The organism is Hylemonella gracilis, from assembly GCF_004328645.1.
Classification (GTDB): Bacteria; Pseudomonadota; Gammaproteobacteria; order Burkholderiales; family Burkholderiaceae_C; genus Hylemonella; species Hylemonella gracilis_B.
Window position 1 is genome coordinate 790,137 of record NZ_CP031395.1, and the last position, 14,127, is coordinate 804,263.

The following is a 14,127-nucleotide window of genomic DNA, read 5'->3' on the forward strand; positions in this document are numbered from 1 at the left end:
AGTTTCCATTTGCACAATGAATGCCCTGCCGCATCGCCTGAATCTGCGTCCAACTCTGTCGCTCCAGGCACTGGTCTGGTTGACCCGCGTGGTGTGGTGGCTGGTCTTGCTGCTTGGACTGCTGGGTTGCGCCGTCTGGGCGGGGCTGAATTTCTTCATTGTGCCCCGAATCGACAGCCTGCGTCCGATGCTGGAATTGCAGGCCACCCAGATGCTGGGGCGACCCCTGCGCATCGGCGCTATTCGCGCCGAAACCGAGGGCCGGCTGCTGCCCTCCTTCGAACTGCACGAGGTGGTGCTGTACGAGCGGGCGCAGACCACCGGTCCTGGTGGTGCCGCCGACGGCGAGGCCAGCGGCGACACTACCGCGGTCCCGGCTTTGTCCCTGCCCCGTGTGCGGGTGGAATTGTCCTTGTCGGCCCTGCTGCGTCTGGGTTTTGACCAACTCGTGATCGAGCAGCCTGATTTGACGGTGCGCCGCACCGTCGACGGGCGACTCTTCATCGCCGGCATCGAGGTGCCGCAACAGTCCGAGGGCGATGGGCGGCTGGCGGATTGGGTGCTGTCCCAGACCGAATGGCGCGTCACGGGCGGACGCGTGCACTGGATCGATGAAACACGCCCAGTCCCTGCGGTCGAGTTGCATGGCTTGGAGTTTCGCCTGCGCAACGGCGCGCGCACGCACGAATGGCGGCTGGACGCGCAGGCGCCCGCCGACCTGGGTGGACGTGTCAGCCTGCGCGGTCGTTTTCGCGAACCGTTGTTCTTCGCCCGCGCGGGCGAGTGGCAGCGCTGGGACGGATTGTTGTATGCCGAGCTCGAGCGTGTCGACCTGGACGTCCTGAAGCAGCGCGTGGTGTGGCCCGCGGAGCTGGCGCACATCCATGCCGAAGGCGGCACGGGCGCCTTGCGCGCCTGGGTGGATGTCGAGGAAGGGCGCATCAATACGATGACGCTGGATGTGGCGCTGCGCCAGTTGCTGCTCAAACTGGGGCCCGAGCTGCCGGCGCTGGAATTGAACCGTTTCGCTGGCCGCATCGGCGCGCGCTGGGGCGCCAGTCTCGGTGGGGCGTTGCAGGACGGTAGCTATGAGATCTACACCGAGGGCATGCGCTTTGACAGCCGAGATGGTCTGGTTTGGTCCGGCGGTGATGCCCGCGTGAGCCTGGCCGAATACCGGCCTGGTCAGACCCTCGGCGCCCTGCGCTTGCAGGACATCGACATAGCCGTGCTCGCCGAGCTGGCCCGCTACCTCCCGCTGTCTGCGCAAGCGCACCAAGCCTTGCGCGGGTATGCGCCCCATGGACGCATCGAGCGTCTGCAGGCGAACTGGCAAGGGGTATCCGGCGCCATGCCCGAGCGCTACGAAGCCGAAGGTAGCCTGGTGGGCTTGGAGGTGGCGGCGCAAATGGCCTCCGAGCTTGCAACAGGAGCCACCCCGGGTCGAAGCACGCCAGGGGTGGCGGGGCTCAGCGTTGATTTCGACATGAACCAGGACGGCGGTAACGCCAAGGTTCAGTTGCGCCAAGGCTTCCTGGAACTGCCCGGCCTGTTCGAGCCCGCGCGCCTCGCGCTGGACCCACTCAGCGCCGATCTGCGCTGGCGTGTCAAGGGGGGAGGGCTGGACAGCGTGCAGATCAGCAATGCCAGGGTCGCCAACGCCGATCTGCAGGGCGATTTCCAGGGCGAATGGAAAGCGTCCCGGGTTGGCGCCAAGGGAGCGGCGCCCTCCGCCGGCCTGGGCCAGCTGGACCTGCAAGGCAGTCTCAGCCGGATGGATCTGGCGAAACTGCATCGTTACCTGCCTTTGTCCCTGCCTGAGGACGCGCGCCGCTACCTGCGCGACGCCCTGCCCCGTGGCCAGGCCAGCCAAGTTCGCTTGCGGCTGCGGGGCGACCTGGACCAGTTCCCTTTCCGCCAGGGTGGGGGGGAATTCCGCGTCACGGCCCAGGTTCAGGACACGACCTTCGTCTATTTGCCGCCCTCGCTGCAGACCGAGGGCCAGTTGCCCTGGCCGGCCCTGCAGGACCTGCGTGGTGAGTTCGTGATGGAGCGCGCCAGCCTGCAATTGCGCAACGTCAGTGCGGCGATCGCGGGCGCGCCGCGCGTACAGCTCACGCAAAGCCAGGTCCAGATCCCCGAGTTGGGGACCGGCCTGCGCGTGCAGACCGATCTCAACTTCACCGGTGCGCTGGACGAGATGCTGCAGCGCATGGTGGCTGCGTCACCCATGGACGTCCTGCGCATGAGCGCGCTGGGGCAGGCCCGTGCGACTGGCGACGCGGCCCTGCGCTTGCGGCTGGACCTGCCGTTGGCGGACCTCAAGGCCAGCACGGTCCAGGGCCAGCTGCTGCTGGCGGGCAACACGCTGCGGCCCGCGCCCGGCCTGCCCGTCTTGACCCAGGCGCGCGGCCTCGTGCATTTCAGCGAGCAGGGCTTCGCCTTGAGCGCGGTGCATGCCCGCGTGCTGGGGGGCGAAGTTCAGGCCGAGGGTGGCACCATGCCCGTGCCGGGCGCGCTGACGCTGCAATCCACGTTCAAGTCCGCCTTGGTGCCCGTGCCGGCCACGCCGTTGCCGACGGTCCAGCCGCGCCTGCGCGTGCAGGGGCAGTTCACGGCCCAGGGCCTGCGGCAGGCGGCGCAGGATGACCGCAGCGGTGAGGGTCTGCACAAGCTGGCCGCGCTGGCGCGGCAAATGGAAGGCAGCGCCCGCTACGAAGCCGAGTTCGGCCTGAACGAGGGTGCCCCAGAGTTCTCCCTGCGCACCGACTTGCGGGGCCTGGCCCTCAGCCTGCCCGCGCCCTTGCGCAAATCCGCCGATCAAACGCTGCCAGTGCGTGTGCAGCTGGAGCGGCGGTCCCCACGCGACGAGGGCGAGGTCAGCCAGGCGATGCCGGACGTCGCGACGGCTGGAGCGCGACGCGGCTGGCACGACCGGCTCAGCCTGGAGATTGGGCGCTTGCTGCAGCTACGCTACGAACGCGTGCACCTGGCGGAGCAGGAACGGCCACGCGTGCTGAGAGGCCTGTTCCAGCTTGATCTGGCCACCCAGGACGCGGCGCAGTCACCACGCGATGCTCTGGCCTTGCCGGACACGGGCGTGCGCGCCCTGCTGCGCCTGGGCACGCTCGATGTGAACGCCTGGCTGGACGCGGTCCAACAGGGCACGGACACGCGCAGCGACGCCGTCCATGTGCCACGCGGCGCCAGTGCGGATGCGACACGAGACGCCACAGACCCGGTCTGGCTGGATTACCTGCCCACGCAACTGCGCGTGCTGGGCGACCGTGTGCAAATCGGCAAGCAAAGCCTGCACGGCCTGGAGGTCGATGTCACCCGTGACCGCGGCACCTGGCGGGCCCAGCTGACGGCGCAGGAAGCCAGTGGCGAACTGAGTTACCGCATGCCCCTGGTCGCGGTGCCAGACGCTGGCGCGCGCGCCACGGACGATGGCGGGGCCGCCGACAAGGCCGGGTACCTGCACGCGCGCTTGGCTCGATTGGCATTGAGCATGACGGCGGCCGAGGTCGACCCTCTCCGCGCCGTGGACCCCGTCGGCCAGTCCGCCGAGGAAAACCGCGACATCGCCTCGCTCAACGCCCTGGACCTGCCGGCATTGGACGTGGTGATCGAGCAACTGCGCCTGGGTGATCAGTCTCTGGGTCGGGTGGAGGTGGAAGCCGGCCACGTGCCAGCGGCGACCGCGCAGAATGCCAGCGCCCAGACGGGCCCGTCTTGGGTCTGGCAGCTGCGGCGCCTGCGCATCGTGCTGCCGGAAGCCGACTTCACGGCGCAGGGCCAGTGGCCTGCCGTGCCCACGGAGGCCCCGAGGCCGGGGTCCGCGCCCTCCCCAACTCGGCGCAGCACGATGGATTTCCAGCTGGCGATCAAGGATGGCGGGGGCCTGCTTGCCCGCCTGGGCAAGCCCGGGCTGATCGAGGGGGGTGCGGGGCGCATGCAGGGCCAATTGGCCTGGGATGGCCTGCCCTGGCGGCCTTCCGTCGCCGTGCTGGACGGTTCGCTCAAGATCAGCATCGAGCGTGGCCAGTTCCTCAAGGTCGAGCCGGGCGCGGCCCGGCTGCTGGGCGTGCTGAGTTTGCAATCCCTGCCGCGGCGCCTGCTGTTCGATTTTCGCGACTTCTTCTCCGACGGTTTCTCCTTCGACTTTGTGCGTGGCAATGTCAAGCTGACCGACGGCGTGGCGCGCACCAACAACCTGCAGATGAAAGGCGTGGTCGCCGCCGTGCTGATGAGCGGGCAGGCCAACCTGGCTCAGGAGACACAGGACCTGCGGGTCGTCATCGTGCCGGAGATCAACGCTGGCACGGCTTCGCTGATCGCGGCCTGGATCAACCCCGCCGTGGGCCTGACCACCTTCCTGGCCCAGGCCATCCTGCGCCGTCCCGCCATCGCGGCAGCCACGCAGGAATACCACGTCACCGGAAGCTGGGCCAACCCGCAGATGGAGAAAGTGGACCGGCAGAAAGACGATGGCAAGGCGTCTCCGAGCCAGGAGGCGCAGCCGGATGCCGATCCGGGTGCGTCCTCGCCCGCGAACGCCGAGCAGCCGTGACGCAGGGATGTGACGATGCGGGGCTGGGGCGAGGCCTGGCTCAGTGCTTGCGCGTCGGCTCCTGCTCCCCGGCATCCCCGGTTTCTTGCGTGTTCTGATCCAGCTCGCCGCGCCTGCGGCCCGAGAACATCGTCCACCAGATGATGAAGAGCAGGATCAACAAGGCGCCCAGGGCTTCAAGCAAAATCAACCACATGAAACGATTCCCGACCAGAACAAGAGAAGAAGAAAAAAACGGCCCGCGCATTGTAGAAACGCCGCGGCGTATCACGCGAATGACCCGATGGGCGCTGGTGCCGCTGCTTTCGACGGTGCTGGCCGCTTGCGGTGACCTGTCGGTCTATCGCGCGCCGCCGCCGGTGCAGGATGCGTCCCGCCCCGACCTGACCCGCGCCGCCGAAGGCATGGGTCCGCCAGGCACCGAAACCGGTGCGCCGACCATCGACTACCCGAGCAATGGCCGCATGCTGCAGCAGTCCCGCAGCCGCTGGATTCCAGTGGACTGGGCCGAGTTGCCAGGTTTTGGCGGCGACACGCTGGGCGAGGCGTGGGCGGCCTGGCTGCGCAGCTGCGAGCGTCCCGGCACCCTGGTGGTCGTTTGCGCCGACGTGAAACGCCTGGCCAGTGCCAGCGACGACGAACGTCGCGCCTGGATGCAGGCGCGCTTGCAGCCTTACCGCATCGAAAATCTCGAAGGCGAGTCGCAGGGCATGCTCACCGGCTATTACGAGCCCGTGGCCGACGCGCGGCGCTTGCCCGACGCCCGCTTCAAGACGCCGCTTTATCGCGTGCCCGGGCCGCCCGCGCCGCTGGGCTCACGCAAACCCTGGTACAGCCGCGAGGAGATCGACACGCTGTCCGAGCCGCAGGCAGCCCTGCGGGGGCGCGAAATCGCCTGGCTCGAAGACCCGGTGTCCGTGCTCAACCTGCAGATTCAGGGCTCGGGCCGCCTGCGCATCACGGAGGCCGATGGGCGCGAGCGCATGGTGCGCGTCGCCTACGCGGCCACCAATGACCAGCCCTACCGCAGCGTGGGCAGCTGGCTGCTGCAAAAAGGCGAGGTGAGGGACGCCTCCTGGGCCGGCATCCGCCAGTGGGTCGCGGCCAATCCCGCGCGTGTGCAGGAAATGCTCTGGGTCAACCCGCGCGTGGTCTTTTTCCAGGAGCAGATGCTGACCGAGGCCGACACCTTCGTCGGTCCCAAGGGCGCGCAGGGCGTGCCGCTGACGGCGGGGCGCTCCATCGCGGTCGATCCGCAGAGCATTCCCTACGGCGCGCCGGTCTGGCTGACCAGCAGCGGCTACCTGCCGCTGCAGCGCCTGGTGCTGGCGCAGGATACGGGCAGCGCCATTACCGGCGCGGTGCGCGCCGACTACTTCGTCGGCACGGGCCCCGAAGCCTCGGCGGTGGCCGGCAGGGTCAAGCAGCCGCTGCGCCTTTGGGTGCTCTGGCCCAAATAGGCCAGGGGAGAGGGGGGCGTGCGGGCGGCGGGAAAACCCGGCTGCATGAAGCGCCAGCGTTCGGACATAGTGGCTCCAGGCCCTGCGTGTGGACTCGCGACCTTCGCGAGACCGTGAGCAGGCGCCGCGGCCCGCCCACAAGGCGGTTCACGTTCACCGCCTCCCGGCCACCCCGGGGCGTGCCCATCATGGAGAACCCGCGTCATGAACGCTCCCCTGCCCGAACACGTGCGCCGCGCGCTCGAGACCGTCACGCTTGACGACAAATACAGCCTGGAGCGTGGCCGCGCATTCATGAGTGGCGTGCAAGCCCTCGTGCGCTTGCCCATGCTGCAACGCCAGCGCGACTCGGCGGCAGGGCGTAACACGGCGGGTTTCATCAGCGGCTACCGAGGCTCCCCGCTGGGCACCTACGACCAGGCGCTGTGGAAGGCCAAGGCGCATTTGCAGGCGCAGCACATCGTCTTTCAGCCCGGCGTCAATGAAGAGTTGGCCGCCACCGCGCTCTGGGGCACGCAACAGCTCGGTTTTGCCCCGCCGGGCAGCAACCGTTTCGAAGGGGTGTTCGGCCTCTGGTATGGCAAGGGCCCGGGCGCGGACCGCTGCGCCGATGTGTTCAAGCACGCCAACATGGCGGGCACCACCCCCTGGGGTGGCGTGATCGCGGTGGCGGGCGACGACCACGTGGCCAAGAGCAGCACGGCCGCGCACCAGAGTGACCACTTGTTCAAGGCCTGCGGCCTGCCGGTGTTCTTCCCGGCCAATGTGCAGGAGATCCTGGACCTGGGCATTCACGCCTGGGCCCTGAGCCGCTACGCAGGCGTGTGGTCGGGCATGAAGACCATCCAGGAAATCGTGGAGTCCAGCGCCGCGGTGGAGGTCGACCCCGGGCGCGTGCGCATCCTTTTGCCCGAAGACTTCCAGCTGCCACCGGGCGGCGTGCACATCCGCTGGCCCGACGCGCCGCTGGACCAGGAGGCGCGGCTCTACGACAGCAAGTGGTACGCGGCCCTGGCCTACGTGCGGGCCAACCGCCTCAACCACAACGTGATCGAAGGGCCCGCCGATGTGTTCGGCCTCATCGCCAGCGGCAAGGCCTACAACGACACCCGCCAGGCCCTGCTGGACCTGGGGCTGGACGAGGCGACCTGCCGACGAATCGGCATCCGCCTGCACAAGGTGGGTGTGGTCTGGCCGCTGGAGGCGCAGCTCACACGCGAATTCGCCCAGGGCCTGCGCGAAATCCTGGTGGTGGAAGAAAAGCGCCAGGTCATCGAGTACCAGCTCAAGGAAGAGCTCTACAACTGGCGCTCCGACGTGCGACCCAACGTGCTGGGCAAGTTCGACGAGGGCGACGACGTGGCGGGCAGCCATTTCGGTGGGGAATGGTCCTTGCCCAACCCCGCGGCGCACACCCTGCTGCGCGCCAATGCCGATCTGTCGCCGGCCCTGATCGCGCGCGCCATCGCGCGGCGCCTCAAGAAGCTGGGCCTGGCGCCCGCAGGCAGCGACGCCGCGGCGCGCATGGACGCGCACCTGGCCGTGCTCGACGCCAAAGAGCGCGCGATGCAGGCGTTGGACCTGCGCACGAGCGGTTCGAAAGCGGCTGAGCGCCAGCCCTGGTTCTGCGCCGGTTGTCCGCACAACACCAGCACCCGGGTGCCCGAAGGTTCGCGCGCGATGGCGGGCATCGGCTGCCATTACATGGCGCTGTGGATGGACCGCGCCACGCTGGGTTTCACGCAGATGGGGGGCGAGGGCGTGCCCTGGGTGGGTCAGCAGCCGTTCACGCACGAGCAGCATGTCTTCGCCAACCTGGGCGACGGCACTTATTTCCACAGCGGCATCCTCGCCATCCGACAGGCCATCGCCGCGGGCGTGAACATCACCTACAAGATCCTCTACAACGACGCGGTGGCAATGACGGGCGGTCAGCAGATCGGCGAACGACCCGAGGGACACAGCGTGCTGCAGATCATGAACAGCCTGCTGTCTGAAGGCGTGTCCCGGCTCGTCATCGTGAGCGACGAGCCCGGAAAGTACCGGGGTCTCCCGATCGCGCCCGGCGTGGGGGTGCACCACCGTGACGAGCTGGACCGTCTGCAGCGCGAGTTCCGTGAGATCAAGGGCACCAGCGTCATCGTCTACGAGCAGACCTGCGCGACGGAGAAGCGCCGCCGCCGCAAGCGCGGCACGCTGCGCGAACCCGCCGTGCGCGTGTTGATCAACGAAGCGGTCTGCGAAGGCTGCGGCGACTGTGGCGTGCAAAGCAATTGCCTCGCGGTGGAGCCGCTGGAGACGGAGTTTGGCCGCAAACGCCAGATCAACCAGAGCAGCTGCAACAAGGACCTGAGCTGCCTCCAGGGCTTTTGCCCCAGCTTCGTCACGGTCGAGGGCGGGACCCTGAAAAAGAAAGCCCAGCCTTTCGTGCCCGCCGTGGACCGCCTGGACGAGCTACCGGAGCCGGTCATTCCGCAACTGGCGCCGGACGCGACCGGTGTGTGGGGCATCGTCGTCGCGGGAGTCGGTGGCACGGGCGTCATCACCATCGGCCAGTTGCTGGGCATGGCTGCGCACCTGGAGGGCAAGGGCATCGTGACCCAGGACGCAGCCGGGCTGGCACAGAAAGGCGGCGCGACCTGGAGCCATGTGCTGATCGCCGCGCGGCAGGAGTCCGTGCACGTCACGCGCGTGGGCATGGCCGCGGCCGATCTGGTCATCGCCTGTGATCCCATCGTGGCGGTGGGCAAGGAAACCCTGCTGCGCATGCGCCCCGGGCGCACGCGCGTGGCGCTCAACAGCCACGGCGCGCCCACGGCCGCTTTCGTGCGGGATGCCGACTGGCAGAACCCCGCCGCGGCCTGTGCGAGCGAGGTGGCCCGGGCCGTGAGCGAGGCTGGCGTCGCGGACCTGGGCGGCGACACGGGCGCCCGTCTGGGTGCGTTCGATGCCGACAGTGCCGCCCTGCGCCTGATGGGCGATAGCCTCTACGCCAATCCCATGATGCTGGGCTACGCCTGGCAACGGGGCTGGGTGCCGTTGCGGCTGGAATCCCTGCTGCGGGCGATCGAACTCAACGGCGTGGCGGTGGCGCAGAACAAGGCGGCCTTCGACTGGGGCCGCCGCGCGGCCCATGCGCCCCAGGACCTGGAACAGCGGCTTGAACCGGCAGGGCGCGCGCCGCACACCGTGGTGTTCCACAAGCCGCTCACGCTGGATCAAGTCGTGGCGCGCCGCGTCGAATTCCTGACGGCCTACCAGAACGCGGCCTATGCCGAGCGTTACCGGGACTTCATCGAGCGCGTGCGGCAAGCCGAAGCGGCCTGCGGCAAGACGCAGCTGAGCGAGGCCGTGGCCCGTGGCCTGTTCAAGCTCATGGCCTACAAGGACGAGTACGAAGTCGCGCGCCTGCACAGCGATCCGGCCTTTCTCGCGCGCATCGGGGCGCAATTCGAGGGCAAGTTCAAGCTGCACTACCACCTGGCGCCGCCCCTGCTGGCGCGGCGCAACGCGCGCGGTGAGTTGCAGAAACGCAAGTTCGGCGCCTTCACGCTCACGCTCTTCAAGGGACTGGCCCGCCTGAAGGGCTTGCGCGGCACACCCTTCGATCCCTTCGGTCGTACCGAAGAGCGCAAGACCGAGCGCGCCCTGGTGGGTGAATACCGGACTTGCATCGAAGAGCTGCTGGCCGGCCTGTCGGCGGAGAATCTTGCGGCTGCCACCGAGATCGCGCGTGTGCCCGAGCAGATCCGGGGCTACGGCCATGTGAAAGCCCGGCAGCTGGCGGCTGTGCGTCCGGTCTGGGCGACCAAGATGGCGGCTTGGCGGGCTCAGGTCAGGTCTTAGGACCACTCCCGCCGGCTGATCCCACAAGGCGGCATGGGACACCGCAGCCATGCCCGATGGCCCCCGTACAATCAGCGGCTTTCCGCACAGGCGGCCTTGTGGGCCGCCTGTGCGCTTCACAACCGCCAGGAGTCCACTGTGTTCATTTCCACCGCTTACGCCCAGACCGCGCCCGCCGCCGCCGCCGAAGGCGGCCTGCAATCGTCGCTGATGAGCATGCTGCCCATCGTGCTGATGTTCGTGGTGCTGTACTTCATCATGATCCGTCCGCAGATGAAAAAGCAGAAGGAGCATCGCTCCATGGTCGAAGCCCTGGCCAAGGGTGACGAAGTGGTGACCGTTGGTGGCATGCTGGGCCGCGTGAGCAGTGTCGGCGACAACCAGCTGGGTCTGGAAATCGCCTCCGGCGTGGAAGTGCAGATCCAGCGCCATGCCGTGGCCCAAGTGCTGCCCAAGGGCACGCTGAAGTAAGTCCTCCGGAAGAACGCCGGGCTGACGCAGCTCGTTCTCCCGGCGCTCCGACCCCGTCCCTTCTCTCGTGTCCTCGTCCGGCGCGATCCCGCCATGAACCGTTACCCGCTGTGGAAATACGCGATCATCGTGATCGCCTTGCTGGTGGGCGCCATTTATACGGCGCCCAATTTCTTTGGTGAAGCCCCGGCGGTGCAGGTGTCGCCCGCTCGCGCCAGCCAGAAAGTGGACCTGGGCGTGCAGGCGCGCGTCGAGGAAGCGCTGAAGCAGGCTGGCTTGTCGCCGCTGGCCGTGCAGCTGGACACCGGTGGAGCGGGCGGATCGTTGCGCGTGCGCTTCGATTCGCCGGATGCGCAACTGCGGGCCAAGGACGCGATCAACCACGCGCTCAACCCCGATCCGGCCGCCTCGGCCTACATCGTGGCGCTCAACCTGATCTCCAACACGCCTGCCTGGCTCAGCTCGCTGCGCGCCGCGCCCATGTACCTGGGGTTGGACCTGCGCGGCGGCGTGCACTTCATGCTGCAGGTAGACATGCAGGCCGCGCTGACCAAGAAAGCCGAGTCACTGGCCGGTGATTTGCGCACCACCCTGCGTGAGAAGAACATCCGGCACGGCGGCATCGCGCGCAATGGCGAGACGATCGAAATCCGCCTGCGTGGCACAGGCGCTGACGCCGCCGCCACGCTGGACGCCACCCGGCGCGTGCTGCTGGACCAATTCGGTGATCTGCAACTCGCCGAGAGCAGCGACGGCGCCGACACCAAGCTGAGTCTGGGCCTCAAGCCTGCGGCCATGCGGCTGGTGCAGGAGCAGGCGCTCAAGCAGAACATCACCACCCTGCACAACCGCATCAACGAACTCGGCGTGGCCGAGCCGGTGATCCAGCAGCAGGGCGCCGACCGCATCGTCGTGCAGCTGCCCGGCGTGCAGGACACGGCCAAGGCCAAGGACATCCTGGGCCGCACCGCCACGCTGGAACTGCGCATGGTGGACGAGAGCACGGAAGGCCGCGCCGCCGAGCTGGGCACCGGTCCGGTGCCCTTCACGTCCGAGCGCTACCTCGAGCGCAATGGCCAGCCCGTCATCGTCAGGAAGCAGGTGGTCCTGACCGGTGAGAACCTGACCGACGCGCAGCCAGGCTTTGACAGCCAGACCCATGAGCCGACCGTCAACCTGGTGCTGGACGCCAAGGGCGCGCGCATCTTCAAGGATGTGACGCGCGAGAACATCGGCAAGCGCATGGCCATCATCCTGTTCGAGAAGGGCCAGGGCGAGGTCGTGACCGCGCCGGTCATCCGGGGTGAGATCGGGGGTGGTCGGGTGCAGATCTCTGGTCGCATGAGCACGACCGAGGCGGCCGATACCGCCCTGCTGCTGCGCGCCGGCTCGCTGGCCGCGCCGATGGAGATCATCGAGGAACGCACCATCGGCCCCAGCCTGGGCGCCGACAACATCAGCAAGGGTTTTGCCAGCGTGACCTGGGGCTTCGTCGCCGTGGCGGCCTTCATGTGCGTCTACTACATGCTGTTTGGCGTGTTCTCCGCCGTGGCCCTGGCGGTCAACCTGCTGCTGCTGGTGGCCGTGCTGTCCATGCTGCAGGCCACGCTGACCCTGCCGGGCATGGCGGCCATGGCCCTGGTGCTGGGCATGGCCATCGACGCCAACGTGCTGGTCAACGAGCGGGTGCGCGAGGAGCTGCGCAATGGGGCCTCGCCTCAGGCGGCCATCCAGACGGGCTACGAGCGTGCCTGGGCCACGATCCTCGACTCCAATGTCACCACGCTGATCGCGGGCCTGGCCTTGTTGGCCTTTGGCACGGGGCCGGTGCGGGGTTTCGCCGTCGTGCACTGCCTGGGCATCGTGACCAGCATGTTCTCCGCCGTGTTCTTCTCGCGCGGGCTGGTCAACCTCTGGTACGGCAGCCGCAAGAAGCTCAAGAGCGTGTCCATCGGGACGGTCTGGCGGCCGGAGGGTCACGCGACTGGGAAGACGGAGCAGTAAAACAAACCTGGAGTTTTTGACTACGGCTCACACGCGCTGCGCGCAAATGTGACCCCGTGCAGAAAATCCCGAAGGAAAAAGCATGGAGTTCTTCAAGATCAAACGCGACATTCCCTTCATGCGCCACGCGTTGGTGCTGAATGTCGTTTCCACTGTCACCTTCCTGCTGGCGGTGTTCTTCCTGGTCACGCGCGGGCTGCATCTGTCGGTCGAGTTCACCGGCGGCACGCTCATGGAGGTGAGCTACACCCAGGCCGCCGATCTGGAGGCCATCCGCGGCGGCATCGCCAAGCTGGGCTACACCGACGTGCAGGTGCAGAACTTCGGCACGGCACGCGATGTGCTGATTCGCCTGCCCGCCCTCAAGGGCGTGACGTCGAGTGAGCAGAGCGCCCAGGTGCTGGGCGTGTTGCAGGCCGTGGATGCGGGTGCCACCTTGCGGCGCAGCGAATTCGTCGGTCCGCAGGTCGGCGACGAACTGGCACTGGACGGGCTCAAGGCGCTGGCTTTCGTGGTGATCGGCATCGTGATCTACCTGGCCTTGCGCTTCGAGTGGAAGTTCGGTGTCGCCGGCATCATCGCCAACCTGCACGATGTGGTCATCATCCTCGGCTTCTTCGCCTTCTTCCAGTGGGAGTTCTCGCTGCCCGTGCTGGCGGCGGTGCTGGCCGTTCTGGGGTATTCGGTCAACGAATCGGTCGTGATCTTCGACCGCATCCGCGAGAGTTTCCGGCGTCAGCGCAAGATGGACGTGAAGGCTACCATCGATCACGCCATCACCAGCACCATCAGCCGCACCATCATCACGCACGGCAGCACGCAGCTGGTGGTGCTGTCCATGCTGATTTTCGGCGGCCCCACCCTGCACTACTTCGCCATGGCGCTGACCATCGGCATCTGCTTCGGCATCTACTCGTCCGTCTTCGTGGCGGCCTCGATCGCCATGTGGCTGGGCGTCAAGCGAGAAGACCTGGTCAAGGCCGTGCCTGACAAGGCCAAGCTCGATCCCAAGGATCCGAACTCCGGGGCCGTGGTCTGAGGCTGAAGGACGGGCGCGGCATCGCGCAAGGTGTCGCTCCGCCCGCCCAGGGCTTGCATTCCCTCGTGGAATCGTCACACTGACGGCATGGTCTTCATGCCGTGGTATTCGCCATCGGTGCAGGGCCTGATCTTCGTGGGAGTTCTTCCATGGGCACATCTTCCTCGTCTCCTTATGACGCGCTGAGCCGCGTCCTGCACTGGCTCACGGCCCTGGCCGTGCTCGTGGCCTTCATCCTGGGGCCGGAGGGTTTCGGTCGCCTGATGCGTCAGGGTGTGGACCCGGCCACCCGCATCGGCATCGTCTGGCACGAAAGCCTGGGCCTGTTGGTGCTCGGGCTGACCCTGATCCGCCTGATCTGGGTGGCGCTGCGCCCGCGGGCGCCCGAGTTCCCGATGCCGACCTGGATGCGCCTCGCCTCCAAGGCCGTCCATGGCCTGCTCTGGCTGCTGCTATTGGCCTTGCCGGTCACGGCCTTGCTGACCCTGGGCGGAGAAGGTCACCCGCTGACCTTGCTCGGAGGCGTGCGGGTGGAGCAGCTGCCGTGGATCACGGGTTCCGCGTTGGCGCGGATGGTGGATTGGGGCGACCTGCACGGGGCCCTGGGTGACACCATCGTGTGGCTGGCCGGTTTGCATGCTCTGGCCGCGCTCTACCACCATGCCGTGCTCAAGGACGGCGTGCTCGCGGCCATGCTGCCCTGGCTGGCGCGGCGTGGCGCCCGCTGATCGAGG

General features: G+C 67.7%; 8 protein-coding genes. 7 read left to right on the forward strand and 1 reads right to left on the reverse strand.

What is annotated here, in order from left to right; translation table 11 throughout:
• The first annotated feature begins 16 nt into the window (after positions 1–16).
• Positions 17–4,573, forward strand: coding sequence for a YhdP family protein (locus DW355_RS03855; RefSeq protein ID WP_131278033.1), 4,557 nt, complete (start codon positions 17–19; stop codon positions 4,571–4,573).
• A 40-nt stretch (positions 4,574–4,613) separates the two neighbouring features.
• Here DW355_RS03855 and DW355_RS17860 read toward each other — a convergent pair whose 3' ends face one another.
• Complete coding sequence (locus tag DW355_RS17860; RefSeq protein WP_207388075.1) at positions 4,614–4,769, reverse strand: hypothetical protein; 156 nt, start codon at positions 4,767–4,769, stop codon at positions 4,614–4,616.
• 79 nt (positions 4,770–4,848) lie between these two features.
• On the opposite strand from DW355_RS17860, the gene mltA reads away from it, so the two are divergent.
• The 6 genes from mltA to DW355_RS03885 all read left to right on the forward strand — a co-directional run bounded on the left by mltA (position 4,849) and on the right by DW355_RS03885 (position 14,121).
• Positions 4,849–6,033 (forward strand): murein transglycosylase A, encoded by a 1,185-nt coding sequence (gene mltA / locus DW355_RS03860; protein WP_242671296.1) that lies wholly within the window; start codon positions 4,849–4,851, stop codon positions 6,031–6,033.
• Between the two features lie 204 nt (positions 6,034–6,237).
• Positions 6,238–9,879, forward strand: coding sequence for an indolepyruvate ferredoxin oxidoreductase family protein (locus DW355_RS03865; RefSeq protein ID WP_131278035.1), 3,642 nt, complete (start codon positions 6,238–6,240; stop codon positions 9,877–9,879).
• Positions 9,880–10,017: 138 nt separating this feature from the next.
• Complete coding sequence (yajC, locus tag DW355_RS03870; RefSeq protein ID WP_131278036.1) at positions 10,018–10,350, forward strand: preprotein translocase subunit YajC; 333 nt, start codon at positions 10,018–10,020, stop codon at positions 10,348–10,350.
• 93 nt (positions 10,351–10,443) lie between these two features.
• On the forward strand, positions 10,444–12,354 hold the full coding sequence (gene secD, locus DW355_RS03875) for a protein translocase subunit SecD (protein WP_131278037.1): 1,911 nt from the start codon (positions 10,444–10,446) through the stop codon (positions 12,352–12,354).
• Positions 12,355–12,436: 82 nt separating this feature from the next.
• Complete coding sequence (gene secF, locus DW355_RS03880) at positions 12,437–13,393, forward strand: protein translocase subunit SecF (protein ID WP_131278038.1); 957 nt, start codon at positions 12,437–12,439, stop codon at positions 13,391–13,393.
• Between the two features lie 149 nt (positions 13,394–13,542).
• On the forward strand, positions 13,543–14,121 hold the full coding sequence (locus DW355_RS03885; RefSeq protein ID WP_131278039.1) for a cytochrome b: 579 nt from the start codon (positions 13,543–13,545) through the stop codon (positions 14,119–14,121).
• The last annotated feature ends 6 nt before the right edge of the window (positions 14,122–14,127 follow it).

What these genes read in the sequence shown, in the direction of transcription:
- DW355_RS03855 (WP_131278033.1), top strand. Translation starts at nt 17, where the DNA reads ATGAATGCCCTGCCGCATCGCCTGAATCTGCGTCCAACTCTGTCGCTC.
- DW355_RS17860 (WP_207388075.1), bottom strand. Translation starts at nt 4,769, where the DNA reads ATGTGGTTGATTTTGCTTGAAGCCCTGGGCGCCTTGTTGATCCTGCTC.
- mltA (WP_242671296.1), top strand. Translation starts at nt 4,849, where the DNA reads ATGACCCGATGGGCGCTGGTGCCGCTGCTTTCGACGGTGCTGGCCGCT.
- DW355_RS03865 (WP_131278035.1), top strand. Translation starts at nt 6,238, where the DNA reads ATGAACGCTCCCCTGCCCGAACACGTGCGCCGCGCGCTCGAGACCGTC.
- secD (WP_131278037.1), top strand. Translation starts at nt 10,444, where the DNA reads ATGAACCGTTACCCGCTGTGGAAATACGCGATCATCGTGATCGCCTTG.
- secF (WP_131278038.1), top strand. Translation starts at nt 12,437, where the DNA reads ATGGAGTTCTTCAAGATCAAACGCGACATTCCCTTCATGCGCCACGCG.
- DW355_RS03885 (WP_131278039.1), top strand. Translation starts at nt 13,543, where the DNA reads ATGGGCACATCTTCCTCGTCTCCTTATGACGCGCTGAGCCGCGTCCTG.